This is a genomic window from Phytobacter sp. V91 (assembly GCF_965644225.1).
Taxonomy (GTDB): domain Bacteria; phylum Pseudomonadota; class Gammaproteobacteria; order Enterobacterales; family Enterobacteriaceae; genus CBFFRJ01.
The window spans coordinates 1-25,882 of sequence record NZ_CBFFRJ010000074.1; the positions used below are offsets into that span (position 1 = coordinate 1).

Below are 25,882 nucleotides of genomic sequence, written 5' to 3' on the forward strand. Positions count from 1 at the left end.
TGCGGGCATCGTGAAAAATCTATGGCAAAGAAAGCCTTATGTTCTCATAACTGACGATTAAATCGCACCTTCCCTAACCTTGATAAGTTTATTAGCGATAGCAAAATAAAAACCACCCTCCGAATGGATTATATTGATCTCCATTCTAACGGTCTTGGCTCCGAGTCCTATGGCTTTCCCGATTATGATATGGGCACCTAGGCACAGTCAGCGAAGGTCGCCCTGACCTCCGGTTATTATGCCGACCATTTTGGTATTGATATCGATGCCTATGCCGTCGACCCTATTGGTCCTCAGGGAGAAGGTTTCTCCACCCGTGAAATTGTTAAAGCCGATGAAAACGGCAACCCCAAAGGCTTTGTGAAGCTGCCCCAGCTCTTCCTAAAGCAAAAATTTATGCTTGGCGATACCAGCGTCGAATTCTTTGAAGGTCGCAGGGTACTCAAAGAGTACGGCGGCACCAGCGTGGAAGATAACGCCGCCATGAGCTCTTATAACAGCGTGACGTCGGAGATCAAAAACGATAACTGGTTCGTGAAGCTCGGCTACCTGATGGAGTACTCAGACTCTGATGAAGATGACAGCTCCAGGCTGGAAACACCGGAAGGCAAAGGCATCGATTACATTGCCACCTCAGATTTCAACTACCGCAACGGGGCCAATGAGTATCGTTACTACCTTACCGAAAGTCAGGATTATATGCGTAAGCAGCAACTGCGCTATTCCCGTCTTGTTAGCCCGGAAGTGTTTTCGGTGCCAGGTAAATTCACCGCAGTACTGACCTGGCAACAGGCCCTGACCAACTACAAAAACATGAGCGCCACGAACCGTATGTTTGATGATGACGCCATGATGCTGGAACTGAATGCCGAGTTATTTCTGGACGATAACTACATTAAGTTTGGCTATAACTACACCGATGCCAGCCGCAAAGGCAGCCTGGGGAAATTTGTCTTCAATATGGCCGATGGCGTTCAGGGCAGCCAGGACTCATTCACCAGTGGTAATGCCTGGGATTACAATAACCATCGCGAGCATGCATTCCTGTTGATGGCCTTCCATGATTTTACCGACAGCTTTACCAGCGGCCTCGATTTTCGCGGCGGCTTCTTCCGATACGGCGGCGACACCGTGACCCAGGGTGAAGTGTCATTTGTTAACGTCTGGCACCCCCTTTCCATCCCCGGCCTCAGCGTCTCGTTTGTCGCCGCACGCGATCTGTCATTTAAACAGGCCTTCGATAACACCCCTTATATGGTGAACGGCAAATTCCAGCGCAGCAAAGGGCATACCTTCGTTTCAACCATTATGTACAGCTTTTAAAGGAGAGCAGAATGCGTAACGCACAACCGTTTAGCCCCGATTTTCTGTGGGGAGCCGCCACTGCCGGCCACCAGGTAGAAGGGAACAACGTCAACAGCGATATCTGGCTACTGGAAAACCTGACTCCCAGCGTCTTTAAAGAGCCGTCGGGCGATGCCTGCAACAGTTTTATGCACTGGGAAACCGATCTGGATCTGGCGCGGGATCTGGGGCTGACCTGCTACCGTTTCTCGCTTGAATGGTCGCGGATTGAACCTGCCGAGGGGCGCTTTTCCGCCGCCATGCTTGACCATTATCAGCAGATAATCACCGGCTGTCGTGCCCGGGGCATGGATCCCATTGTCACCGTGAATCACTTTAGCAGCCCGCTGTGGTTTGCCCGCCAGGGCGGCTGGATCAATCCTGAAGCGCCCGGCCATTTTGAGCGTTATTGCAGCAAGGTTGGCGAAGCCTTTGCCGCCCAGCTCACATATGTGCTGACCTTTAACGAACCCAATATTTTACGCACCCTCGATGTGCTTGGAATGCCGGACGCCGTCTGGACGCTGCAAGCGGCTATGCTAAATGAGGCCGCCAGCGTAACGGGAAGCGCCCGGTTCTCAGCAATCAACGCCTGTAATCGCGAAGATTTTGCCCCTATGATGGCGGGATTAATTGCCGGGCATAAGCGCGGCAGAGCGGCCCTGAAGAAATATAATCCGGCCTTGCAGGTGGGATTTTCGCTGGCGCTGCTTGATGACCAGGCCCAGGGCGATACCCGACTGCGTGACAGCAAACGTATGGAGAATTATGCTGACTGGATCGCTGCCGCTCAGGATGCCGACTTTATTGGCGTGCAGAATTACGAGCGCGTGGTCTGGGGCGAGACGGGCCCATTGCCGGTACCAGACTCAGCGCAAAAGAATAAAACCGGCGCCTGGATTGATCCCACGTCGCTGGCCAATGCCGCTGAATATATTCATCAGGCCACCGGCAAACCGGTGATGGTCACCGAACACGGACTGGCAACCGATGATGACGCCCAGCGCGCCGCATTTCTGCAAGCCTCACTGGAACATCTTGCAACCAGCATTAATAACGGCTTGCCATTATTAGGTTATATCCACTGGACGCTGCTGGATAATTTCGAATGGGTGCATGGTTATAACATTCGATTTGGGTTGTATGAAGTGAACAGAACAACCTGGGAGCGTACCCCCAAGCCCAGTGCGCTGCATTATCGCGAGTTAATAAAAAAGTATCGTAATCAATAAGCATTTAGCCCAAAAAACCGAATATACCTCTGTTCAGGTTTATTCGGTTATTATTGCGATACTTGTCTAAAATCTGCCAAATTTATCATGGTATATTTCTCGTTCGCATTATAACGTTGGCTACTGGCATGACCGACTTATCCAGAAAAAGTGTATGTGCTTCGCTCACCAGCAGAATAATCCTCAACGTCCTCGAAATGGGTTATACGTGGGATGACATTACCAAAAAAACCGCGATTCACCCGGAAGAGGTGGCAACAGCCCACAATCGAATTCCGGCGGTCAAACATTATCATCTGCTGACATTGCTCCATCAGGGCGGTGGCGAAAAGTGGTTTTTAAAAAGAAAGGATTTTTCCGAGGATTTCTTCTTTAATAATGAAAACATTCTCGATCTCTTTTCCGAACATGCGCCAAACCTCGCCTTATTGTGTCTGAACTCGCAGTCGCTGAGAGATGCAATTAATAACTATATGAAATACAGGGATATTATCGGCAACACTGATTCGATAACCTGCACTCAGTCAGGAAAGGTCGTCACCCTGGAGTATACACATGAATTTGAAGAGTATAACTACCAGTTTGTGTCGATGATCAACTTCATTTTCATCTCCTTTATCGTCAACCATTACCTCGACGAAAAAATTTCATTCCTGGTACACAGCAAAAGCCAGAAAAATAATATTTTCCTGAATATTTTTGGCTACTGGGGATGCAACGTTGAATGGGAGGCCAATAAAAATTCGATCTCGTTTGCAACTGAACATTTAGATCGCCCGTTCAGAAAATTCAATGACTCTCTGCTTTACGTTCTTAAAAAAATGGTTGATATCGACTATGAACGAGTGACAGCCTCCGACAATATCAAAGAAAAAATCGCCCATGCAATTCGTGAAAACATCAGTAACGACAGTAATGATTTTAAAAATGGCACCCTGCTCAATGACATATGTTATCGTTTAAGCATGAGTAAAACCACGCTTTCCCGACGATTAAAGTCGATGGACACCTCGTATAAAGTGATCGAAAAACAGGTAAAACTGGAAGAGGCGGTCCGCTTACTCAATAACTCAAACCTGAGCATTGGCGACATTTCATACAAGCTTGGATTTGCCGCGCAAAGTGCATTTAATAAATTCTTTGTTGACTCAATGAATATCACGCCGCTTAAGTTCAGAAAAGGCAATTAACCACAAATACATCTCCACAGTTGCTCTGCGACGGGCAATTTCATACCCCCATAATTGCATTGTGATAGTAATCACAATTTTCGCCAATAATGAACATTGATAAAAATGTGGTTGAAAATAGAAAAAAATTAAATGGCAGATTGATAAATTTAGCGGGTCTGGAATTTATGCAATGAATGCCTTTTGAGGGTTATATTTTATGAAAAAAACACCTTACAAACGTCTGGTTGCCGCCGCTATGCTCGGCGTCGGAACCTCTGTAGCACCCCTTGTATTACTTATGTTTGGCATTATTCAATTTAATATTATCCGCCTGGTCGGGGAAAATCAGGTCACTGCGGTGTTTGGCATGTGCGCGGGAATCTCCAGTTTTGCCATTGTCGTCCTTAGCCCACTGGGGGGATATATTGCCGACAGAACCTGGGTCTCCTTTGGTCGACGCCGTTTCTGGATTGTCACCGGCAGCGTGCTGGCGGCAATTTGTATGTACTTTTTTGCTAACGCCGCTTCCATTACAGAGCTGGTGATCACCTGGGTGCTTGCGCAGGTGTTCTACGGCATGGTGACAACCTCCTGCTTCTCAGTCGTACCGGAACAGATAGACCAGGAGAAATTTGGCCGCGTATCCGGCTTAATCGGCGCCGCCGCCCCGGTATTCGTGATGCTTGGCAGCATGGTTATCATGGGATATTTCTCGGCCACCAGCGTGCATGACAAAGTGCTGATGATTGCAGGCACCCAGCTCGTCGGCGGCATTATTGCCGCCCTGATGATTATCGAAGGGCCCAGCGTAAAACCGCAAAAAGAGAGCGCCGGGCCTGGCGTACAACCACGCAAACACGGCTTTTACCCAAGCATCAGCCGTTATCCGGAATACAGCTGGGCGCTGCTGACCAAGCTGTTGATTAACTTCACCAACGCCGGTTTGTCGATGACCACGCTGTTTTACATCGCCCGATTCGCCATGGATGAAAAAAGCATTTTTGAGCTCAACGCCCTGACCTCTACCGGTATTGCGCTGATGGTCGCCTCCGGCCTGATTGGCGGTTATCTGTCGGACAAAGTTCGTAAGCAAAAACCCTTTGTGATTGTGGCCGCCCTGATCACCGGCATCTGCATGATAGCCTTTGCTTTCGCCCACAATATTATCCTCGTGGTGATCGCTAACTTTATCTTCAATTTCGGCTATGGCATGTATAACGCCGTCGATAATGCCTTGATCAACCGCATCCTGCCGTCGAAAGAAGATTACGCGAAAGACATTTCGATTATGAATGTCACCACCCAGCTCTCCTCGTCGCTGGTTAACTTTGTTGCCCCGACGCTGATTGCTTTTGGCGCAGCCTTTTACGGTGACGACGGCTATACCTTCTTTTTCCTGGTCCTCGCCGCATTCTCCATTCTCTCCGCCCTGGCGGTATTCCCTATTCCGGAAATTGGCCAGTCACTGAAGAGAGACCATGAACGGGATGGCGCTCTTAAGGCCGGTTCTGTCGCGGATGACAGCACATCCATCAGCAAAGCACACAGCTAGGGAGAAGCGAGAGATGCAGATTACACATTTAAGAACCAATCATCTGGAAAACCCACTGGGTTACAGCCTGGAAGAGGTGGTTCTGAGCTGGGTGACGGAAGATGACAGAGCCAGTCGTCAGACGGCGGCCAGAATCGAAGTGGCCACCGAGGATGATTTTAGTTTTCTGGTGATTGATACCGGCTGGCAGTCCTCTCTCTCTTCCCTGGGCTGCACGCTGGATATTGAGCTGATGCCCCGTACCCGCTATTTCTGGCGCGTGTCGGTGGAAAACGACCTCGGCCTGCGCGCCACCAGCGACAGCGCCTGGTTTGAGAGCGCTAAAATTAACGAGCCCTGGCAGGCGCAGTGGATAACAGCGGATGACGACACCCTGACCTCGCCGTTGTTTACCACGACGATTGCCTTTGAGAGACAGGACATTGAGCGGGTTCGCGCCTATGTCAGCGGCGTGGGGCTGTATGAGCTGTCCGTCAATGGGCAAAAAGCCGGTGACGAATATCTTAGCCCCGGCTGTACCGCCTATGACAGCTGGCTTCAGTACCAGACCTAGGATCTGACGGAGCAGTTTCGCTGCGGGGAAAACCAACTGGAGGTTATCCTTGGCAACGGCTGGTACAAAGGCCGCTTTGGCTTTAACCATGGCGGCAAAGAGAACCACTATGGCGATCGTTTTGAACTGATCTGCGAAATCGTGGTGACCCTGCAGGATGGCTCAGAGCAGATCTTTATCACCGATGAAAGCTGGCGCTGTTCCGCCAGCTCAATTGCCGAAAATAGCATTTATGATGGCGAGCATATCGATGCCACCCGCACCAGCGAGTTCCGGCCTGCGGTTCTCAGCGCGCAAAACCTGATGCCGCGCCTGCAGGCGCGCAAGGGGTTGCCGGTGGTTATCCATCAGCGCCTGCGCCCGGTCGCGATTATCGACGCCGACGACGGCAGCGTTATCCTCGATTTTGGGCAGAATATTGTTGGCTGGGTGGCATTCAACAGCAGCGGTAACCCTGGCGAGACCCTCACCCTGCGCTATGCGGAAATCCTGCAAAATAATGCCCTTTACACCGACAATCTGCGTACCGCGCAGGCGACCTTCACCCATACTTCCGATGACCAGGTGCGCGAGGTCCGGCCGCATTTTACCTTCTATGGTTTCCGCTATGTCAGCGTAACCGGCCTTAGCTCCCGGGCAGCCCTGGAAACATTCCACGCCTGCTTTGTCTATTCCGATATTCAGCCGTTATCGCAACTCGCCACCGCAAAACCTGACGTAAACCAGTTTATCGAAAACGTCATGCGCAGCCATAAAGGCAACTTTGTCGATATTCCGACCGACTGCCCCCAGCGCGACGAACGCATGGGCTGGACCGGGGATCTCCAGGTCTTCTCATCGCCTGCCTGCATGAATATGGATGTCTACGCCTTTCTGAGCAAATACCTGTACGACGTGGCGCTGGAGCAGGAAAAAATGGGCGGCGCGGTGCCCTTTGTAGTGCCCATGTTTGATGTTAAAGAGGCTGGCAGCTGCGCATGGGGAGACGCCGCTACCGTCGTTCCCTGGAATATGTGGCTCCATTACGGGGATAAAACTATCCTCAGCCGCCAGTACGCCAGCATGAAAAGCTGGGTCGATTACATACGTACCCAGGTCAGCAGGCAGCCTGACAGCCAGGCGTTATGGAACAGCGGCTTTCACTTTGGCGACTGGCTGGCGCTGGACAACGAGCCCCATATCAAGACCTTCAAGGGCAAGACGGAAGATAAATTTATCGCGTCCATTTATTACCATTACTCGGCACAGATTGTCGGTAAAACCGCAGCCGTGCTGGGCTTTGACCACGATGCCCGGCTCTACTCCCGGCTGGCGGATGACATTATGGAAGCGCTGCGCCATGAGTATCTCACCCCACGCGGCAAGCTGGCGCTGGATACCCAGACGGCCTATATCCTGGCCATCCTCTTTGACCTCTATCCACCTCACTTCTTCGCCAGAGCCGCTGCGGATTTAAACGCCAAACTGGCGCGTGACCGCTTTAAGATCTCCTCTGGCTTTGTCGGCACGCCGTTCTTTTGCCGGGCGCTGACCAAAGTGGGACTGCATGATATCGCCTGCCGCATGTTCCTCAGCGAGGAGAAACCAGGCTGGCTGTATCCGGTCAAACAGGGGGCAACCACCGTCTGGGAACGTTGGGACTCCGTGGATGAGCAAGGGATCATGCATCCGGATACCAGTATGAACTCGCTCAATCACTATGCTTTTGGTTCGGTAATCGACTGGCTGTATAAGGATGTCTGCGGCCTGAAACCGGTGGAGTCCTGCCCTGGATTCAAACGGGCGCATATTGAACCCCACCCTAACTACCGCCTGGGCTCCGTGGCCCTGACCGCAAAGACGGCGGCGGGGGCGTATCAGATAAGCTGGGCAATCAGTACGTTGGGTGATATCAGCATTAAGGTGACGGTGCCCTTTGACTGCACCGCCAGGCTGACGCTTGTGGATATCGATAAGCTGGCAAAACTGCGTACCCAGGGCAGTACGCCCGTCGGCGTGGAACAGGATGACAGGCTTATCATTGAGCTGACAGCGGGTAGCTACTGTTTTGAATACACGCCGCTTGTTGACTACATTCCGCGTTACAACATCGATATGCCGATCCGTGAGCTACTGAGGAACAGTGAGACGAAGCTGGTGCTGGAAAAACATATTCCTGACGTGCTCGCCCTGCCATTCCTCGGGCTGCTGGAAAATGAGTCGCTGCAGACGATAGCCACAAAACCGTTCTTCCATTATCCGCCGCAGGTGCTGGACGGCATCAGTCAGGAAATTGCCTGCCATACTGTTGCCTGATACCTACCCTTGCCACTCAGGCGAATAACCGCCTGAGTGGCAAGCCGCCTTAGCGGGGAATAATATTTTCCGCTTTCAGTTGAGAGAACAAAGCAGTGAAAGAGTCCATGGTACTGCGATAGCCGGTGAAGCCCGCTTTGCGGCTTTTGCTCATGTCGGTAAAGGCCTCCATTGGACGTCCAAGATCGGCATCGGTGTGCCACCAGGACGCCAGGCGGTTAACATGGCTTTCCGCAAGCTGGTAGCGGCTGGCTATCTCCTGCCAGGCCTCTTCAGCCTCCTGCATACGCCCCTCAAGCGGCATGATGGCACCGGTAAAACCTGCGGATTCAATACCAAAATACGCGGCCAGACGCGGCCATAACCAGTTCCAGCGGAACACATCGCCATTGACCGCATTAAAATCTGCGTTGGCCGCGTTCGGGCTGGAGGTCGCCCAGCTTAGCTGCTCCGCCAGCAGCCCGGCGTCGGTAACATCGGAGATGCCGTTCCACTGCTCCGCCGAACCGGGAAAGATAAACGGCCAGCCTTTTTCGCGACACAGGGTGGCGTACACCGCCAGCGTCAGCCCCATATTCATGGCGTTTCCAACCGCGTAGCCGACAATGGAGTGCGGGCGGTGCACGCTCCAGCGATAGCCATATTTTTCGGCTCCGGAGAAAACTTCATCCTCCTGGGCGTAATAGAAGTTATCAACCGGCTGGCGGCCCTGCTCCTCACGGAAAGGGGTGACCGGAACGGCCCCTTTGCCATAGGCTTCAAAGGGTCCGAGATAATGCTTCAGTCCGGTGACCAGCGCCACATGCGCCCCCAAAAGACGCTCGCCCAGCGCCTCAATGACGTTTTTGACCATCGTGCCGTTCACGCGGATGTTGGCCTTTTCGTTTTCCTGGCGCGCCCAGACGCTAAAGAACAGCGCGTCAGGTTTTATCGATTGAAGCGCCGCCTTCACCGCGCTGGCATCGGTCAGATCGGCCACCAGACTGGTACAGCCTTCAGGTATCGCCCCACGCCCACGGGACAGGCCCACCACATTCCAGCCTTCTGCGTTCAGTTTCGCGGCCAGCGCGCGGCCAATCACGCCGCTGATGCCGACAATCAGTGCTTGTTTCTGCATTCGGTTCTCTCCTCAATCAGTTCAATAAGCAGACTAATGGAGAATTTAATTCTTATCTCTGGTATTAATTCACATCATTCTCAACTAGGATTCACTAATCAATGCACGATCAGCGCCTGAAAGATATCGTCCCTTTTGTGGCAAGCGTTGAAAGCGGCAGCTTTACCGCCGCCGCTGAGCGCCTGCACGTCACCGGCTCGGCGGTCAGCAAAAGCGTCAGTCGTCTGGAAACGCGGCTGGGGTCACGCCTGCTTGAACGCACCACCCGCAGTCTGCAACTGACCGATGCGGGAAAAGCGTATTACCAGACCTGCGTGCGCATTATGGAAGAGCTGGCGGAGGCCGAATCCGTGCTGGCGGCGCAGCGCATTATTCCTTCCGGACGATTGCGCCTGGCGGTACCGAACACTTATGGCCGGCTGGGCGTTATGCCCTTGCTTATCCCCTTTTGCCAACAAAACCCGGAGCTGGAACTCAGCCTGACCTTCTCCGACCGCTTCGTGGATCTGTTCGAAGAAGGGATTGACGTTGCGGTGCGGATTGGCGGGACTGAGCCGCTCCCTCCTTCGCTCGGCTGCAAGCTGCTGGGGCGAGAAAAAATGGTTTTTTGCGCCGCCCCCAATTATCTCAATGCCCGGGGAAGGCCAGAGACGGTGGCAGATCTGTTGCAGCATCAGGCCATTTTGTATGAGCGTGTCGATGGCACGCCAAAGCCCTGGCTGTTCGTCACCGAAGACAACCACCTGCAATGGCGCACGGTACCCTGCCGGATGGCGCTGGGTGATGTGGATGCACAGCTCCAGGCCGTCTGCGCCGGGTTAGGTGTGGCGCAGAGTCCCACCTGGCTTATCCGCGATCGGCTGGCTGAGGGGAAACTGGAAGTGGTGTTACCTGAAATACAGCCGGATGGCCTGCCGCTGACGCTTGTCTGGCCACGGCGTAAACAATTGCTGCCCAAAGTGGATGCGCTGCTGAATGCGCTGAGCGAGCTGGATATCGCCGGGCCAACATCCAGTTGACCCGGCAGTTCGGGGTTAGCCGCCGAAATACGCCGCACTGTAGAGGGTTTTCACATCATCCACGGTAGGCTGATTAGGGTTGGTCAGAGTGCAGGGATCGCACAGCGCATTGCGGCTCATTCTGTCCAGCACCTGCATAAAGGCCGCCTCTTTAATATCAACTTCATCACACTGGCCTAAGGTTTTCGGGATCCCCAGACGTTTATTCAGATCTTTAATGGCGACGATCAGATTGCCCATCCCCAGCGCTTTCTCCAGCTTCTGGTATTTATTGGTATAGATAGCATTATATTGAATGATATAAGGCAGCATGATGGCATTCGCCAGCCCGTGGGTAATACCAAACTCGCCGCCGATTTTATGCGCCATCGAATGAACCAGGCCCAGTGATGCGTTAGTAAAGGCAATGCCCGCCAGCGCCGAGGCATTGTGCATATGCATCCGGGCGTTGAGATCATCCGGCGAGAGATAAGCAATTTCCAGATACTCAAAGACCAGGCGAATGGCTTCGACCGCATAGGGGTCGGTAAAGGAGTTGGCCGCCGTGGAGACGTAAGCTTCAAGGGCGTGGGTCAGCACATCCATTCCGGTATGCACGGTAACGTGCGGCGGCATTTTGGCCGGAATGGTCGGGTCGAGGATCGCGATATCCGGCACCAGATCGGCGGCGACAATCGGGTATTTAATGTGGTTGGCGGTATCGGTGATCACCGAGAAAGCGGTGATTTCCGACGCGCTGCCGCTGGTTGAGGGGATCGCCACAAAACGGGCTTTGTTACGTAATCCGGGCATGGATCCGACCGGGATAATATCTTCAAAAGTCAGGTCCGGATGTTCGTAGAAACACCACATCACTTTTGCCGCATCCAGCGCCGACCCGCCGCCAATCGCCACAATCCAGTCCGGCTCAAATTCCAGCATCGCCTTCGCGCCTCGCCAGACAGTGTCCACCGACGGATTGGGTTCAACGTTATCAATCACGGTGCACTCCATGCCCGCTTTATTCAGCTCTGCAATGGCTTTATCCAGAAAACCAAAGCGTTTCATTGAACTGCCGCCGGTCACCAGCGCCGCCTTTTTTCCCTTTAATGTCGACAGGTGGGCTAACGCATCTTCGCCATAAATAATACTGCGCGGTATAGAAAAAGAGAGTGTCATAGAAGACTCCATAAATTTAAGGTTAAAGATTGAATTTTATTTTGCGCACATGCAGGCACGGATAAGGGGCGGAAGAGATGCGCAGAGTAAAAGCAAATCTTTGAGGAGCGTGGGTGATTGTCGCAGTAACCCCAGGGAGAATTTGTGATGTAACCAGAGGTATTAAATCGTGCTATGACGAAGGTACGAGAAAAAAGAGGGTTCAAAAAAGGAACAAGGACAGATCCAAATCTTATGGATCTGCCCGCAAGGAAGGGGGATCAAAGCGCCGGATAGTCGTCCGATGGATCCGGCCATGGCGTGAGGATATCAAAGCCCGTGCTGGTAACCGCGACCATATGCTCCCATTGCGCGGAGAGAGAGCGATCTTTGGTGACCACCGTCCAGCCATCGGAGAGAACGCTGGTCGCCGCTTTTCCGGCGTTGATCATCGGTTCGATGGTAAAGATCATCCCTTCTTTCAGCACCAGACCCGTACCCGGTTTACCGTAATGCAGAACCTGGGGCTCATCGTGATACACCTGGCCGACGCCGTGCCCGCAGTACTCTCTGACGACCGAGAACCCAGCGGATTCAGCCACCTGCTGAATAGCCGCGCCAACGTCACCCAGCGTCGCCCCAGGGCGAACCACTTTGATCCCGGCGATCATTGATTCCCAGGTTACCTTGTTCAGCCGGTTAGCACGCACCGATGGCTCGCCAACGCAGTACATACGGCTGGTATCGCCATACCAGCCATCTTTGATAATGGCGACATCGATATTCACGATATCGCCATTTTTCAATACCTTAGCAGAGGGAATGCCATGACAGACAACATGGTTGACCGAGGTACAGACGGTACGGGTGTAACCGTGGTAGCCAATGTTCGCCGGGATAACCTTCAGCTCGTCACGAATGTAGTCATGACACAGGGTGTCGAGCTCATCAGTGGTAATGCCAGCACGAACATGGTGCTTGATCATCTCCAGCACTTTTGCTGCCGCATGGCCCGCTGCACGTGCCATTTCAATTTCAGCTTGAGAATGCAGTTTTATCTTGCTCACTGTGCTTCCTGCTCCGTCTGTAATGAGAGGGTGTCGCCGTCGATCAGCGTATTGATATCAACGCCACCGTTGAGTTCAGCCTGGATCAGCAGTCGGGTCAGCTGTTGGTGGGTAAGATGCGGGTAGATCTCTGCCAGCATACCGACCTTGAGCCAGTGTTCCGCCTGGGAATTGATCGATCGGCTCAGCGCATTGCTGGCAAGACGCAGGTTTTCATGCATCAGATCTGAGATTTTAACAATGCCCATGATTCACCTTATACGTTTCATATATGAAACGTATAATACACCAGACCGATCAATTTAAAAATAATATCGATCGCAAGGGCAAAGTGTATTGGTAACTGAATGATATATCTGGCTATAAAGGTATGACTCCCTGCTTCAGGCTGCTGGTGCGTTGGTTTACTGCACCCCGAGCTGATTAGCGTAACGGCGTTTAGCTGTTCAATAAAAACTTCTGACAAGGACTTCCTATGAGCCATTCCCATCCTGAACAAAATCCATGGTATTGCGCAGATATCATTCGGGGTTATAAACCCGAATTTACACCTCGCGTTGCCTTTATCCTCGGCTCAGGCCTTGGCGCCCTGGCGGAACAAATCGAGGATGCGGTGACCCTGTCCTATGAAAAACTGCCTGGCTTCCCGGTCAGTACCGTTCACGGCCACGCAGGGGAACTGGTGCTTGGGCAGTTGGCCGGCGTCCCGGTCGCCTGTATGAAAGGGCGCGGACATTTCTATGAAGGTCGCGGCATGAACATCATGACCGATGCCATTCGAACGCTGAAGCTGCTTGGCTGCGAGCTGCTGTTTTGCACCAATGCCGCCGGATCGTTACGCCCTGAAGTGGGGCCTGGAGCTCTGGTGGCCCTGTGCGATCACATCAACACCATGCCAGGAACCCCGATGGTCGGCGCAAACGACGAACGGTTCGGCGAACGCTTCTTCTCCCTCGCCAACGCCTACGATGCTGATTACCGCAAGGTATTGCAGGCTGTTGCAGCGGAAGAGGGCTTCCCTCTCAGCGAAGGGGTTTTTGTCTCATATCCTGGCCCCAATTTTGAGACCGCTGCAGAAATCCGCATGATGCAAATGATCGGCGGCGACGTGGTCGGCATGTCGGTCGTGCCGGAAGTGATCTCGGCACGCCATTGCGGGCTGAAAGTGGTTGCGGTATCGGCCATCACAAATCTGGCGGAAGGCCTGGGCGACGTTCAGTTATCCCATGCCCAAACGCTGGCAGCGGCTGAGCTATCGCGGCAGAACTTCATCAACCTGATTTGCGGTTTCTTACGCAAGCTGGCCTGACATTAATCACCGCCCCGCTAGCGGGGCCATAGACCCCTGGGACAAGGAAGACAAAAATGGGCATTACTTTCCGATTAAAAGTTATGTCGTTTTTACAATATTTTATCTGGGGAAGCTGGCTGGTTACCCTCGGATCTTACATGATCAACACCCTGAATTTCACGGGTGCCAACGTGGGGATGGTATACAGCTCGAAAGGGTTAGCCGCGATTATTATGCCTGGCATCATGGGGATTATCGCCGACAAATGGTTGCGCGCGGAACGGACCTATATGCTGTGTCACCTGGTGTGCGCGGTCGCACTGCTGTATGCCGCCACCGTGACAGATCCCGAGACCATGTTCTGGATAATTCTCATTAACGCGATGGCATATATGCCAACGATCGCATTATCAAACAGCATCTCTTATTCCTGTCTGGCGCAGTCAGGGCAGGATCCCGTCACCGCATTCCCGCCCATTCGCGTGTTTGGCACGCTCGGCTTTATTGTCGCGATGTGGTCCGTCAGTCTGATGGGACTGGAGCTGAGCAACGTACAGCTCTACATTGCCTCAGCAGCGTCGTTAGTGCTGGCTGTTTACGCGCTGACGCTACCGAAAATTCCGCTGGCAGAGAAAAAAGCAGAAGCCTCCCTCGCCAGCAAGCTGGGGCTGGAAGCATTTGTATTGTTTAAAAATTCGCGCATGGCGATATTCTTCCTGTTTGCCATGATGCTCGGCGCCGTCCTGCAAATTACCAACGTCTTCGGTAATCCGTTCCTGCATGATTTTGCCCGTAACCCTGAATTTGCCAACAGCTTTGTGGCGAAATATCCCTCTATCCTGCTCTCCGTTTCACAAATGGCGGAAGTTGGTTTCATCCTGACTATCCCCTTCTTCCTTAAGCGTTTTGGCATCAAGACGGTGATGCTGATGAGCATGGTGGCGTGGACGTTACGCTTTGGCTTCTTCGCCTTTGGCGATCCCTCGCCTGTGGGCTTTGTCCTGCTACTGATGTCGATGATCGTCTATGGCTGCGCATTCGACTTCTTTAATATTTCTGGCTCTGTCTTCGTGGAACAGGAAGTCAGCCCAACCATCCGTGCCAGCGCGCAAGGGCTATTTATGACCATGGTTAATGGCGTTGGCGCATGGGTAGGTTCCATTCTTAGCGGTATGGCCGTTGATTACTTTTCCATCGATGGCGTTAAAGACTGGCAAACGATCTGGCTGGTATTCGCGGGCTACTCCCTGGTACTGGCGATTATTTTTGCATGCGTCTTTAAATACCAACATGAACCTGAAAAAGCGCCAGCCAAACCCTTAGCACATTAAATACTGTGTTACATTCGGGTGAGTTTTCCCTCGTATGGAGCGCAATAGTTATGGAACGTACCCACCGTATCGACTTGAAACTATTGCGCTATTTCCTCGCTATCGCGGAAGAATTGCATTTTGGACGCGCGGCGCTGCGGCTTAACATGTCGCAACCCCCTCTCAGTCTTCACATTAAAGAGCTGGAACAGCAGCTTGGCGCGCAGCTGTTCGTTCGCCATTCTCGCAGCGTGGCGCTGACGCATGCCGGCAGGATCCTGATGGCGGAATCCCGGCGCTTACTGGCAGATGCGGATCAGGCTCTGGCTAAAGTGGCGCAGATTGGGCGAGGGGAATCCGGGCGCATTGAGCTGGGCGTTGTAGGTACCGCGATGTGGGGAAGAATGCGTCCCGCTATGCGCCGCTTTTTACAAGACAACGCCAATGTCGAAGTGCAGTTCCATGAGAAATCGCCCGGAAAACAAATGGCGCTGCTGGAACGCCGCCAACTGGATGCAGGTATCTGGCGAATGGTGCTGGAGCCTCCGCCGGGATTTACCAGCCTGCGTTTACATGAATCTTCCTTCCTCGTCGCCATGCCTGAGCATCATCACCTCGCGGCCTGTTCTGCCGTGCCGCTGGAGGCATTACGTCATGAGCATTTTGTTACCTTACCTCAGGTACATTCAGACTGGGCCTTTTTACAGCGCGTATGCCTGCAAGCTGGGTTTAAGCCGATTGTTGTCCGTGAAGCAGTGGAGCCGCAGACGCTGTTGGCGATGATCAGTATGGCAATGGGGATCACCCTCATGGCTGATGGCTACGCACAGATCAACTGGCCAGGGGTGATATTTCGGCCACTGGAAACGCGAATACCGGCGGATTTATACATTGTTTTCGAGCAGGAGCAGGTGACATCTGCCCTGACAAAACTGATTGAGGCGCTGACTCAACCTTCGTCAGAGGGCGTGTAGCAAGCTAGAAATCTTCCAGCAGCTTCAACTGGCTGATGGTTAAGGGGTAGTAGAAGATATATCCCTGGATGCCAATCTCTTTGTATTCCTTGAGAAAATTGAGATCGGCTTGCTTCTCCACACCTTCACAAATAATGTGCAGATTCAGATGCTGCATATTTTTCAGGATCTGCTGTAAAGCATCCCGCCGGGTCTGATTGTGGCCAATACCATCAACAATTGAGCGATCAATCTTGATGGTATCAAAATTGAAGAGCCCTAAGCTGTCGATGTCGAGGCTTCCGGCGCCAAAATCATCGAGCGAGATGGTAAAACCATATTCTTTTGCCTTTTTTAAAAACGGCTCACTACGAATAAGCTGCTCTTTGGTCACCTTCTCACTGATTTCAATTTCAATGTTTCGCGGATTAACGCCGTTTTGAATACATTGCCGGTAAAATTTTTCCGGATAGTCAGGATTATTGAGAAGCTGATGCGAAAAGTTGAATGAAAATTTCAAATTTTCTTTTTTAGTAAGAAAATGGCAGATTAATTTGAATATAAAATCTGTAATGACCCCTACTAAGCCATGCTGTTCTGCACTATCTATTATTTTTTGTGTGGGTATAGTAAGGCCATCTTCATTTTTAAACCTGGCAAGAGCTTCGTAACGGTCAATTTTTTGGTCATACATACTGACGATGGGTTGAAACTCCGCAGTCATGTGAAATTTCTTATTATTAAAATTAAAAACTTCTGCTTCCATTTCTTTTTCGCCCCATCAACACACAAGAACGCTTTTTAAAATCCCATCCATTACATATTTTAATCATTTATTCAGGATATTTAAAAATTGTTTTAAATGATCAATAAATACCATTTGATAGATATTACCTATCATGATTAACTTAACGATCGCTGCAATCTATTCTTTACGGGGGGGTGTTGTATTTTGTTAAATGATAAATGCAGAGTATAAATCCAATAATTTCATTTATTTCATAAAGTTATTCCTAATTAGTAGTGATAACAACATTATTTCAACTGATATGGATATGGGTGAAGAAATCGATTCTGATATTTCTGTTTACAATTTACATGTTGTTAACATTCGCCTTATCAAACCTGGCAACAGTTTTTTCTAAGCATTACTGTTTAAATTCTTTCATGTTTTTTGATTATGACAATAAGATTACAGAAAAACCTAAAAATGTATTTGTAATATATAATTTGAAATGTGACTCATGGAGAAGCCAGGCGGCTCTCAGTACTGCTAATTTAATGAATAAGAATAACCAATAATACGCAATGGTGATTGCGCCGGAAGGCAGACAAGATATATTATTTAACCAAAGGTAAACCTTTTCATCACAGCGCAAGAAAACACCACGACCATTGCTTTAATAGGTACATATTTTATGGAAATGTTACCCTCACCTTCAGCCAGTATAATTCGGTCGATGCTCCAGCATCCGCATATAGTTTCGGTGTACACCAGAGAGATGCATTATGCATTGCAGGCAGAAGTGGCAGAATTCAATGCCGATGCCAGTAAGCTGATTCTGGAAATTGAGTATGACGGCACCGATTATGAACAGTATCTGTCAGAAGGTATTCTCAGTCTCGATCTGGAGATGCTGGGTAGCGCGGAAAACTCAGCACGCGAGACGTATAGCCTGAGCGATCTTTCGAGCAAATTCTTTAAAACCGACAGTATGCTGTATCGCCTGGAATGTCAGCTTCCTGAGTCGGTATTTCTGGCTGAAAGCAGAGGCGGGGTACGCATTCCCTTTATTCTCGGTATGCACGCCAGGACGCGTATTGAGATATTTCCTCATGCCCTCAGCATTGCGGGCATGCTGCGTAATATTTCAACCGGGGGTTGCATGGTTGAAATTGAGCTCGTCGAAAGCATTGCGCTGGAAGTCGGCCAGGCTATCCCCGACATTACGCTGGAGTTTCCTAACGGGCGGGCGTTCTCCACTCGCGGCAGGATCCGCCATGTCCGTCCCGTCGGCCAGAATGGCTATGCGGCCATTGGCATACAGTTTGTCGACCTGTCTGCGGCGCAAATTGAGTCACTGCTTTACTACGTCAATGAATCGGAGAGAGAAGCGGCTCACCGTGTAGGGATGAAGGGCAGTATGGTCTATGCCTCGCCCCTGTTTATTCCTGGCCCCAAAGAACGACAATTGCGGCTCAGAGAGATGCAAGAAAGGGAGAGGCGTATGCGGCAACCACCGATGGAGCGCGGTGTTCTGGAAGTCGCTAACCGTTTGCAGATTGGCCTGATGCAGTTGAAAAACAGAAATACTTTCCCATCCGGGCTCTTTTACGACTGCGTGGATACCCTGCTCTACCTTGTGAAGCAGGACAGGAAAGCCTTTCTCTATGCGCTGTCGTCACTGCGCGATGAACCAGAGTGGGTCAGGCATGCCATTCAGGTGGCCGGTAAGTTAGCCGATCTTCTTTTGCTCCGGGATCCGCACGATCCCAGAGTCCGCGAAGCCCTGCTCGGCACGTTGCTGCATACCATGGGTAAACCGCTGCTGGTGAGCGCTCAGCTTCCGTCACTGAAGATGAATATGAATCCGGCGCAAAAAGGGATCCTTCGCCAGCATGTGGCTGAAATGCAGCTCAAGCTGGACACCCTTGGCTGGGTGGCGAGCCCGGTGTGCGCCGATATCATGCAGAATGCCAATGAACGGCTGGACGGCAGAGGTTATCCGGCAGGCAAAAAAGGCACACAGCTCTCAGAGCTTATTCACCTGCTCTGCGTCATCAAAATCATTAATAAGCTCACCAATTCACGAAACGGTGCTCAGCCTCGCTCACCTTTCTCCGCCTACAGACGTGTGTATGAAGCGAGCAGCGCGTACGACCGGGTCATTTTAATGGAGTATGTGCAGACCTATGGGTTTTATCCCATCGGCAGTCTGGTGAAATACACCAGCGGTTTCCTCGGCTGGGTGATGGATATTGATAAGAAAGGTAAACCGAGCGAAGTTCACCTGGTTAAAAATCTGCGTTTCCCGGAGACAACCATCAGCAGCGTGGTCTCAAGAAGTGATTTAACCCAGGTAGGTAAACTGGTTGAGATTGTCGATCCGGCGGAATATGCAATGAAAGTCACCCGACTCTAGGGCGCAGTATGTCTCTGCACGGGCCAGCTTTTGCTGAGCTGGCCCGCGTATTCCTCTCTCGTCACCCATTATGTTGCGTGCCCCTGAATGCTGTTGGCTGCAAAATCGCCATACACTCTTTTCGCACTACGGATAGGGCATTTTTAATCTCAGCAAGCCGGTCATTAAAACGGTACGACGGCACCACGACGGAGATGGCATGCGCCGACTGCCCCGGTATGGCGAGAGGAATGCCCACCGCACAAATCCCTTGCGCATGTTCTTCAAGATCAAATGAAAAGCCTGAGGCTCGTACCTCATCAATCTCTTTAAGCAACGTAGAGACATCGGTTTTCGTGTTTTGGGTCAGCGCCGGCATCTGCTCTTTGAGCAGGGAAATGATTTGTTCATTCCCGAGCAACGACAACATCGCTTTACCATTTGCCATGGCATAAATGGGTTTTGGCCGGTTGTAGACAGGCACAACACGCACTGCCTGATCGCTGACAATACGATCGAGGAAAATCACTTCACGACCATAGTATGTTGATATTTCAACGGTTTCTCTTGTTGTCTCGAATAACATTTCCAGAGGATGGCGTAACTGAGCCACCACGTCAGAATAGGCATTGCGGGCCAGCTCATGGATGCCCCAGCCAAGCCGGACGCCACACTCTCCTGATTCCACCAGGTTCTCAACCGCCAGTGTTTCGACGATACGCTGTACGGTTGAACGCGGCAGATCACTCAAACGCGCCAGTTCTCCCAGGCTGATGCCACGCTCATTCAGCAGACGTAATATTTTAATTGCTCTGGAGATAACCTGAATACCTTGTACCTTTTTCATCCCCCACCTCACATGATGTACCGCAATGCGGTTAATATTGTATTGTTTTTAACGGAGCGTATTATGGCCTGATGGCGTTGTTTCACGAAAACGTATGCAACACGGCTCGCGAAAAACGCCTGTATTCGGTTATCCGCCTTTATGTTTCCTCATGACCGCTGGCAAAAAGATAACCGAAAATTTCATGATTATCATGCTGTTAAACATCTTGTCTTCCGGAGGTTTGCTGTGGGATATGCAACAACTAACCCGTATACGGGTGAAGTTATCAAAACATTTCCAGATGCGACGGACTCGTTTGTTGCTGACGCGATATCGAATGCGCACCATGCGTTTCTTGCGTGGAAAAATACAGCCTTTTCAACCCGCGCGCGAATTCTACAAACCGCCGCCGATCTGCTACGCGAACAGAAGGATGAATTCGCCCACCTGCTAACGCTCGAAATGGGAAAATTAGTGGGTGAAGCCTATGCAGAGATCGAATTATCTGCACAAATATTTGAATACTATGTCCATAACGCCGAGCGCCTTCTTGAACCTGAAATACTCCCCGTGGCCAATCTGCAAGAAGCCACGGCACAGATTGTTCATGAGCCACTGGGGGTTCTGCTGGCGATCGAACCCTGGAACTTCCCCTATTATCAGATTGCCCGCATCATTGCACCGCAGCTTTCCGCCGGTAATACCATCCTGTTGAAACATGCGTCGAACGTGCCGCAAAGTGCCGCTCGTTTCGAACGACTGATGAAAGATGCCGGGCTACCGGACGGGGGCTTCACAAATTTGTATGCCACCCGTAAGCATATTGAAATGATCCTCAACGATCCCCGGGTGCACGGCGTAGCCTTGACCGGCTCAGAAGGCGCCGGCGCGACGGTTGCCCAGCAGGCCGCCAAAGCCCTGAAGAAATCGACGCTGGAGCTTGGCGGCGCCGATGCGTTTATCGTTCTGGCAGACGCTGACCTGGAAAAAACAGCCAAATGGGCGGTCTTTGGTCGCCACTGGAATGGAGGCCAGGTCTGCGTCTCCTCGAAACGCATGATCATCGTTGATAACGTTTACGACGAGTTTTTACAGCGCTACACCCAGGGTGTGGCAGCACTCCGTGCAGGCGATCCCTTTGACGCCAGCACCACGCTTGCTCCTCTCTCTTCGCAGGAAGCGGCTGATGAGGTTAAACAAAAAATCCAGCTCGCCGTTGCGGCAGGGGCCGTTGCCCTGGAAGTGGGTCCAGCCGTTCCCCGGCAGGGCGCTTTCGTTCAGCCAACCATTCTGACGGAAGTCACGCCGGATAATCCGGCCTGGAACATGGAATTTTTTGGCCCGGTATCCATGCTCTTTCGCGCCAAAGACGAAGATGATGCAGTCAATATTGCGAACGACTCGCCATTTGGCCTGGGGGGTTCTGTCTTCACGGGCGATCCTGCGAAGGGTGCCGAGTTGGCGAAACGCATTTCAACCGGGATGGTGTACGTCAACCATCCCACCAGAGTGAAAGCAGATTTGCCGTTCGGCGGGTTGCGGCGTTCGGGCTATGGACGTGAGCTGACCGGACTAGGAATAAAAGAGTTTGTGAATCACAAATTAATTTCTATTGTTGATATTGATGCTGAATTCTAGAGATAACGTAATGAGTTCAATTAAACTACTTGGTATTTCTGGTAGCCTGCGTAAAGCCTCGACCAACCGTGGACTGCTTCGCGCTGCCCAGTCTGTGCTGCCATCTGGCGTATCTCTGGATATCGCCGAGCTGCAGGATGTTCCTTTTTATAATGCCGACATCGTCGGGATACCGGAATCGGTACAACGCATTGCGCATCAGGCGCAGCTTGCGGACGGGTTTATCTTCGCCTGTACTGAATATAACTATTCTATGGCTCCGGCACTGAAGAACATTCTTGACTGGCTTTCACGCCAGCCCGATACCCCGCTAAACGACAAACCTGCGGCACTGATGGGCGCGGGCGGAGGCATGGGCACGTCTCGCGCGCAATACCATTTGCGCCAGAGCTGCGTCTTTTCAATGTTTATCCACTGAACAAACCAGAAGTGTTCGCTAATGCATTTGCCGGCGGCTTCGACGAGCAAGGCAACCTGCACGATGAGAAAATACTGGCGTTAATCACCAGTCAAATTAGCGCGCTCACCGATGTGATTAAGCAGAAGAAATAATCATTGAGGCATTGCTGCCCGGAAGCTTCACCTTCCGGGCAGTATGGTGCATAACAACCGGGAGAGAATTTCAGACCTGTCGCGTACAACTCTTTAGCTGGGATCGGCAACCAGCGCCTGCGCACATGCCGATGCGCTGGCCCATGCCCACTGGAAGTTATAGCCGCCAAGCCAGCCGGTTACATCCATCACTTCGCCAATAAAATAGAGACCGGGCACGTTACGGGCTTCCATGGTGCGCGAGGAAAGCTCATTGGTATCCACGCCGCCCAGCGTCACCTCCGCCGTACGGTAGCCCTCGGTGCCGTTAGGTTGCACGCGCCAGTTGGTCAGCGTTTCAACCAGTGTTTCCTGCTCGCGACTGTTAAGCTGCTTAAGGGTCAGATCCGGGATTTGCCCAAGCTGTTGCAGGCACTCCACCAGACGTTTCGGCAGTTGCGTCGCCAGGGTGTTTTTCAGACTCTGGTTTGGATGGGCCTCGCGCTGTTCATTTAACAGATTTTCAAGGTCGCACTCGGGGAGCAGATTAACGCTGACAAACTCACCGGCCTGCCAGTAGCTGGATATTTGCAGCACCGCTGGCCCGGAAAGCCCCCGATGGGTAAAGAGCAGGTTCTCTTTAAACACCGTGCCGTCTTCGGCGGTAATTACGCAAGGAACGGACACGCCGGATAGCACCTGGAACTGTTCCAGCATCGGCTTATGGAGCGTAAAAGGCACAAGTCCTGCGCGTGTCGGCAGCACTTTCAGGCCAAACTGCTCGGCAATTTTGTAGCCGAACGGCGTCGCACCCAGTCCCGGCATAGAGAGGCCGCCGGAGGCAATCACCAGTTTTGGCGCCGTCACCGTCGCACCATTCAGTTGCAGGCTATAGCCTTGATCATCACGCGCGACGCTAAGCACTTCGCTGCGTAAACGCATCACGACCTGCCCTTTCTCACACTCGGCCACCAGCATATTGACGATTTGCTCAGCAGAGTCATCACAGAAGAGTTGGCCAAGGGTCTTCTCATGCCAGGCAATAGCGTATTTTCCCACCAGCTCGATAAAATCCCACTGGGTGTAACGCGCAAGGGCAGATTTGCAAAAATGCGGGTTCTGACTGAGATAGGCCGCAGGTTCGACATAAAGGTTAGTAAAGTTACAGCGGCCGCCGCCAGACATCAGTATTTTACGGCCGGGTTTTTTACCGTTATCCACGAGAAGCACGCGTAATCCCGCCTGCCCCGCCTGAGCTGCACAAAACATTCCCGCCGCACCGGCACCAATAACAATGGCATCAAACCGTTCCACACTGCACCTCACCTGTTTTAGTCGCGGCGAATTGTAAATATTCCCGGCTGGTCACACCAGCCCGAATATAAACACAATGACCCATTCCATTGAAAAATATAAGAATATGCTTAATAAAAGCATACTTAACCATTAGCGATATCAAAAAAAGTCCATATTTCACTTTGCCGATGTCACTAAAGTCACTGATAATGCGCCGCGTTCATGTCCCCAAGATGGCGTAACGTCCTATGCTACATTTATTTGCCGGCCTGGATCTTCATACCGGGTTGTTACTTTTGCTTGCTCTGGTTTTTGTTCTGTTCTACGAAGCAATCAACGGCTTCCACGACACGGCAAACGCCGTAGCGACTGTTATCTATACCCGCGCAATGCGTTCTCAGCTAGCGGTTGTGATGGCAGCGGTATTTAACTTCCTCGGCGTTCTGCTGGGGGGGCTTAGCGTAGCCTATGCGATTGTGCATATGCTGCCGACCGATCTACTGCTTAACGTGAGTTCGGCACATGGCCTCGCCATGGTCTTCTCAATGTTACTGGCAGCCATTATCTGGAACCTGGGTACCTGGTATCTCGGGCTGCCAGCCTCCAGTTCTCACACCCTGATTGGCGCGATTATCGGTATTGGTTTGACCAACGCCCTGATGACCGGCACTTCCGTGGTGGACGCGCTGAATATTCCAAAAGTGCTGAACATCTTCGGTTCACTGATCGTTTCACCGATCGTGGGTCTGGTGTTCGCTGGCGGGCTGGTGTTCCTCCTGCGTCGCTTCTGGAGCGGCAGCAAAAAGCGCAATCGCATTCACTTAACGCCTGCCGAGCGTGAAAAGCAGGACGGTAAAAGAAAGCCGCCGTTCTGGACCCGTATTGCGCTGATCCTCTCCGCCATTGGCGTCAGTTTCTCCCACGGCGCGAACGATGGTCAGAAAGGCATTGGTCTGATTATGCTGGTGCTGATTGGCGTGGCGCCTGCGGGCTTCGTGGTCAACATGAATGCTACCGGCTACGACATCACCCGTACCCGCGACGCGGTTAACAACGTGGAAGCGTACTTCCAGCAACATCCTGCGCTGTTGCAGAAAGTCATTGGCGTTGACCCAACGGCGCCTGTTCCGGCGTCTGGTGACGCTGCGGCCAGTCCGACCGAGTTCCATTGCCATCCGGGGCGCGCCATTATCGCGCTGGATAAAGCAAAAGAGATGCTGACCGGTATTGAAAGCTACGACAATCTGGCTATTGAGCAGCGCAGTCAGTTGCGTCGCATTATGCTTTGCCTGTCTGACATCACCGACCAGGTCACCAAACAGCCTGAAGTGAGCGCTGACGATCAGCGTCTGCTTAAGAAGCTGAAAGGCGATATGCTGAGCACCATCGAATATGCCCCGGTGTGGATTATTATGGCCGTCGCCCTGGCATTGGGTATCGGCACCATGATTGGCTGGCGTCGCGTGGCGACCACCATTGGTGAGAAGATCGGTAAAAAAGGCATGACCTATGCTCAGGGGATGTCCGCGCAGATGACGGCGGCCGTCTCAATCGGTCTGGCAAGCTATACCGGTATGCCGGTTTCCACCACTCACGTTCTGTCTTCTTCCGTGGCGGGGACGATGATTGTTGATGGCGGTGGATTGCAACGTAAAACCGTCACCAGCATTCTGATGGCATGGGTGTTCACCCTGCCAGCATCGATCCTGCTTTCGGGTGGCCTGTACTGGATATCCCTGCAGCTGATTTAGTCGATTTAAAAAAACAAAAAACGGGTCAGATTTCTGGCCCGTTTTTTTATGCTCAGTGCCATATCATCAACGCAATCAAACTCACTACGATCAAACCGCACAGTGCACTGGTTAAAACAAACTGACCGCGCACACGGTCACAACGGCGAATGAACTCATCATCATGATGATCGCGATAACGTTGGGCGTAGATATACCACACCAGACGCATCTGCTTACCAGGCTGTCCATGGGAGGTAAAGAAGCCTCCGCCATCTACATATTGATAAAGCAACGGGTCACAACCACGCAGTACCACTAGCAAAGCACGCAACGACGAATAATAACGTGCCATGTTAACAACACAAACGATGCATAAAGCCCAAAACAGTGCGACAGTGCTGATCATCATATCTACTCCCCCGGCGACCTGCCCACGGAGACCTGCTCCGGGACTACCGCTCCCAGATATCACCCAAGTCAATCAGTGAAGAGTGTTACCAATAACCGATCGGGATCACAAACTTAAATCCAAACGGCTCATTAAATAGTGTAGGAGATCAGTCTATTTTTTTGCCACATCATTACTCGTTCTATTGCAGCTGGTTATAAATATGACTTAAGGAAGGTGCGATTTAATCGTCAGTTATGAGAACATAAGGCTTTCTTTGCCATAGATTTTTCACGATGCCCG

Annotated in this window: 22 protein-coding genes and 1 pseudogene; 15 read left to right on the forward strand and 8 right to left on the reverse strand. The window is 51.7% G+C overall.

Features of this window, described 5'->3' with window-relative positions; genetic code table 11:
* Positions 1–396 precede the first annotated feature (396 nt).
* The 6 genes and pseudogenes from ACSZO4_RS15595 to ACSZO4_RS15620 all read left to right on the forward strand — a co-directional run bounded on the left by ACSZO4_RS15595 (position 397) and on the right by ACSZO4_RS15620 (position 8,148).
* Complete coding sequence (locus ACSZO4_RS15595) at positions 397–1,323, forward strand: hypothetical protein (RefSeq protein ID WP_437889943.1); 927 nt, start codon at positions 397–399, stop codon at positions 1,321–1,323.
* Positions 1,324–1,334: 11 nt separating this feature from the next.
* Positions 1,335–2,576, forward strand: a complete 1,242-nt coding sequence (locus ACSZO4_RS15600; RefSeq protein ID WP_437889944.1) for a glycoside hydrolase family 1 protein — start codon at positions 1,335–1,337, stop codon at positions 2,574–2,576.
* Between the two features lie 128 nt (positions 2,577–2,704).
* The gene (locus ACSZO4_RS15605; RefSeq protein ID WP_437889945.1) at positions 2,705–3,766 is read left to right on the forward strand and encodes a helix-turn-helix domain-containing protein; all 1,062 of its coding nucleotides are present in this window, start codon (positions 2,705–2,707) and stop codon (positions 3,764–3,766) included.
* A gap of 199 nt (positions 3,767–3,965) precedes the next feature.
* Positions 3,966–5,300, forward strand: coding sequence for an MFS transporter (locus ACSZO4_RS15610; protein ID WP_437889946.1), 1,335 nt, complete (start codon positions 3,966–3,968; stop codon positions 5,298–5,300).
* A 232-nt stretch (positions 5,301–5,532) separates the two neighbouring features.
* Positions 5,533–7,581, forward strand: a pseudogene (locus ACSZO4_RS15615) (family 78 glycoside hydrolase catalytic domain); the annotation flags it as partial.
* Positions 7,582–7,608: 27 nt separating this feature from the next.
* On the forward strand, positions 7,609–8,148 hold the full coding sequence (locus ACSZO4_RS15620) for an alpha-L-rhamnosidase C-terminal domain-containing protein (RefSeq protein WP_437889963.1): 540 nt from the start codon (positions 7,609–7,611) through the stop codon (positions 8,146–8,148).
* Between the two features lie 49 nt (positions 8,149–8,197).
* Here the strand turns inward: ACSZO4_RS15620 and ACSZO4_RS15625 are convergent, their stop codons facing one another.
* Entirely contained in the window at positions 8,198–9,265 is a 1,068-nt protein-coding gene (locus ACSZO4_RS15625) for an SDR family oxidoreductase (protein WP_437889947.1), read from the reverse strand.
* A 101-nt stretch (positions 9,266–9,366) separates the two neighbouring features.
* Here ACSZO4_RS15625 and ACSZO4_RS15630 point away from each other — a divergent pair, with 101 nt between their 5' ends.
* Positions 9,367–10,284, forward strand: coding sequence for a LysR family transcriptional regulator (locus ACSZO4_RS15630; RefSeq protein WP_437889948.1), 918 nt, complete (start codon positions 9,367–9,369; stop codon positions 10,282–10,284).
* Positions 10,285–10,299: 15 nt separating this feature from the next.
* On the opposite strand, the gene ACSZO4_RS15635 is transcribed toward ACSZO4_RS15630, so the two are convergent.
* From ACSZO4_RS15635 to ACSZO4_RS15645, 3 genes are all read right to left on the reverse strand, one after another.
* Complete coding sequence (locus tag ACSZO4_RS15635; RefSeq protein ID WP_437889949.1) at positions 10,300–11,442, reverse strand: iron-containing alcohol dehydrogenase; 1,143 nt, start codon at positions 11,440–11,442, stop codon at positions 10,300–10,302.
* Positions 11,443–11,702: 260 nt separating this feature from the next.
* Complete coding sequence (gene map, locus ACSZO4_RS15640; protein WP_437889950.1) at positions 11,703–12,488, reverse strand: type I methionyl aminopeptidase; 786 nt, start codon at positions 12,486–12,488, stop codon at positions 11,703–11,705.
* Positions 12,485–12,736, reverse strand: a complete 252-nt coding sequence (locus ACSZO4_RS15645) for a ParD-like family protein (protein ID WP_437889951.1) — start codon at positions 12,734–12,736, stop codon at positions 12,485–12,487. The genes map and ACSZO4_RS15645 overlap by 4 nt, the downstream gene beginning before the upstream one ends.
* A 227-nt stretch (positions 12,737–12,963) precedes the next feature.
* Here ACSZO4_RS15645 and xapA point away from each other — a divergent pair, with 227 nt between their 5' ends.
* From xapA to ACSZO4_RS15660, 3 genes are read left to right on the forward strand one after another with little or no spacing between them, the layout of a single operon-like run.
* Positions 12,964–13,797 carry a xanthosine phosphorylase gene (gene xapA / locus ACSZO4_RS15650; RefSeq protein ID WP_437889952.1) on the forward strand — a complete coding sequence of 278 codons (834 nt, stop codon included), beginning with the start codon at positions 12,964–12,966 and terminating at the stop codon, positions 13,795–13,797.
* A 56-nt stretch (positions 13,798–13,853) separates the two neighbouring features.
* Positions 13,854–15,110 carry a nucleoside permease gene (locus ACSZO4_RS15655; protein WP_437889953.1) on the forward strand — a complete coding sequence of 419 codons (1,257 nt, stop codon included), beginning with the start codon at positions 13,854–13,856 and terminating at the stop codon, positions 15,108–15,110.
* Positions 15,111–15,160: 50 nt separating this feature from the next.
* Positions 15,161–16,063 carry a LysR family transcriptional regulator gene (locus tag ACSZO4_RS15660; RefSeq protein WP_437889954.1) on the forward strand — a complete coding sequence of 301 codons (903 nt, stop codon included), beginning with the start codon at positions 15,161–15,163 and terminating at the stop codon, positions 16,061–16,063.
* A gap of 4 nt (positions 16,064–16,067) precedes the next feature.
* Here the strand turns inward: ACSZO4_RS15660 and ACSZO4_RS15665 are convergent, their stop codons facing one another.
* Positions 16,068–16,808 carry an EAL domain-containing protein gene (locus tag ACSZO4_RS15665; RefSeq protein WP_437889955.1) on the reverse strand — a complete coding sequence of 247 codons (741 nt, stop codon included), beginning with the start codon at positions 16,806–16,808 and terminating at the stop codon, positions 16,068–16,070.
* Between the two features lie 736 nt (positions 16,809–17,544).
* On the opposite strand from ACSZO4_RS15665, the gene ACSZO4_RS15670 reads away from it, so the two are divergent.
* On the forward strand, positions 17,545–19,185 hold the full coding sequence (locus ACSZO4_RS15670) for a PilZ domain-containing protein (RefSeq protein WP_437889956.1): 1,641 nt from the start codon (positions 17,545–17,547) through the stop codon (positions 19,183–19,185).
* A 61-nt stretch (positions 19,186–19,246) separates the two neighbouring features.
* On the opposite strand, the gene ACSZO4_RS15675 is transcribed toward ACSZO4_RS15670, so the two are convergent.
* Positions 19,247–20,011: an IclR family transcriptional regulator gene (locus tag ACSZO4_RS15675; protein ID WP_437889957.1), complete on the reverse strand. Its 765-nt coding sequence runs from the start codon at positions 20,009–20,011 to the stop codon at positions 19,247–19,249.
* A gap of 228 nt (positions 20,012–20,239) precedes the next feature.
* On the opposite strand from ACSZO4_RS15675, the gene ACSZO4_RS15680 reads away from it, so the two are divergent.
* From ACSZO4_RS15680 to ACSZO4_RS15690, 3 genes are read left to right on the forward strand one after another with little or no spacing between them, the layout of a single operon-like run.
* Entirely contained in the window at positions 20,240–21,631 is a 1,392-nt protein-coding gene (locus ACSZO4_RS15680) for an NAD-dependent succinate-semialdehyde dehydrogenase (RefSeq protein WP_437889958.1), read from the forward strand.
* Between the two features lie 10 nt (positions 21,632–21,641).
* Positions 21,642–22,049 carry an NADPH-dependent FMN reductase gene (locus ACSZO4_RS15685; RefSeq protein WP_437889959.1) on the forward strand — a complete coding sequence of 136 codons (408 nt, stop codon included), beginning with the start codon at positions 21,642–21,644 and terminating at the stop codon, positions 22,047–22,049.
* A gap of 11 nt (positions 22,050–22,060) precedes the next feature.
* Positions 22,061–22,183 carry a hypothetical protein gene (locus ACSZO4_RS15690; protein ID WP_437889960.1) on the forward strand — a complete coding sequence of 41 codons (123 nt, stop codon included), beginning with the start codon at positions 22,061–22,063 and terminating at the stop codon, positions 22,181–22,183.
* A 93-nt stretch (positions 22,184–22,276) separates the two neighbouring features.
* Here the strand turns inward: ACSZO4_RS15690 and ACSZO4_RS15695 are convergent, their stop codons facing one another.
* The gene (locus ACSZO4_RS15695; protein WP_437889961.1) at positions 22,277–23,476 is read right to left on the reverse strand and encodes an NAD(P)/FAD-dependent oxidoreductase; all 1,200 of its coding nucleotides are present in this window, start codon (positions 23,474–23,476) and stop codon (positions 22,277–22,279) included.
* Positions 23,477–23,706: 230 nt separating this feature from the next.
* Between ACSZO4_RS15695 and pitA the strand changes: the two genes are divergently transcribed.
* Positions 23,707–25,209, forward strand: coding sequence for an inorganic phosphate transporter PitA (pitA, locus tag ACSZO4_RS15700; RefSeq protein ID WP_437889962.1), 1,503 nt, complete (start codon positions 23,707–23,709; stop codon positions 25,207–25,209).
* A gap of 52 nt (positions 25,210–25,261) precedes the next feature.
* Here the strand turns inward: pitA and uspB are convergent, their stop codons facing one another.
* Entirely contained in the window at positions 25,262–25,597 is a 336-nt protein-coding gene (uspB, locus tag ACSZO4_RS15705; RefSeq protein WP_437889964.1) for a universal stress protein UspB, read from the reverse strand.
* Positions 25,598–25,882 lie beyond the last annotated feature (285 nt).

Coding starts and splice junctions, on each gene's coding strand:
- ACSZO4_RS15655 (WP_437889953.1), top strand. CDS start 13,854: ATGGGCATTACTTTCCGATTAAAAGTTATGTCGTTTTTACAATATTTT.
- ACSZO4_RS15685 (WP_437889959.1), top strand. CDS start 21,642: ATGAGTTCAATTAAACTACTTGGTATTTCTGGTAGCCTGCGTAAAGCC.
- pitA (WP_437889962.1), top strand. CDS start 23,707: ATGCTACATTTATTTGCCGGCCTGGATCTTCATACCGGGTTGTTACTT.
- ACSZO4_RS15625 (WP_437889947.1), bottom strand. CDS start 9,265: ATGCAGAAACAAGCACTGATTGTCGGCATCAGCGGCGTGATTGGCCGC.
- ACSZO4_RS15630 (WP_437889948.1), top strand. CDS start 9,367: ATGCACGATCAGCGCCTGAAAGATATCGTCCCTTTTGTGGCAAGCGTT.
- ACSZO4_RS15605 (WP_437889945.1), top strand. CDS start 2,705: ATGACCGACTTATCCAGAAAAAGTGTATGTGCTTCGCTCACCAGCAGA.
- ACSZO4_RS15635 (WP_437889949.1), bottom strand. CDS start 11,442: ATGACACTCTCTTTTTCTATACCGCGCAGTATTATTTATGGCGAAGAT.
- ACSZO4_RS15675 (WP_437889957.1), bottom strand. CDS start 20,011: ATGAAAAAGGTACAAGGTATTCAGGTTATCTCCAGAGCAATTAAAATA.
- ACSZO4_RS15600 (WP_437889944.1), top strand. CDS start 1,335: ATGCGTAACGCACAACCGTTTAGCCCCGATTTTCTGTGGGGAGCCGCC.
- ACSZO4_RS15665 (WP_437889955.1), bottom strand. CDS start 16,808: ATGGAAGCAGAAGTTTTTAATTTTAATAATAAGAAATTTCACATGACT.
- ACSZO4_RS15670 (WP_437889956.1), top strand. CDS start 17,545: ATGCATTATGCATTGCAGGCAGAAGTGGCAGAATTCAATGCCGATGCC.
- uspB (WP_437889964.1), bottom strand. CDS start 25,597: ATGATCAGCACTGTCGCACTGTTTTGGGCTTTATGCATCGTTTGTGTT.
- ACSZO4_RS15595 (WP_437889943.1), top strand. CDS start 397: ATGCTTGGCGATACCAGCGTCGAATTCTTTGAAGGTCGCAGGGTACTC.
- ACSZO4_RS15660 (WP_437889954.1), top strand. CDS start 15,161: ATGGAACGTACCCACCGTATCGACTTGAAACTATTGCGCTATTTCCTC.
- xapA (WP_437889952.1), top strand. CDS start 12,964: ATGAGCCATTCCCATCCTGAACAAAATCCATGGTATTGCGCAGATATC.
- ACSZO4_RS15645 (WP_437889951.1), bottom strand. CDS start 12,736: ATGGGCATTGTTAAAATCTCAGATCTGATGCATGAAAACCTGCGTCTT.
- ACSZO4_RS15610 (WP_437889946.1), top strand. CDS start 3,966: ATGAAAAAAACACCTTACAAACGTCTGGTTGCCGCCGCTATGCTCGGC.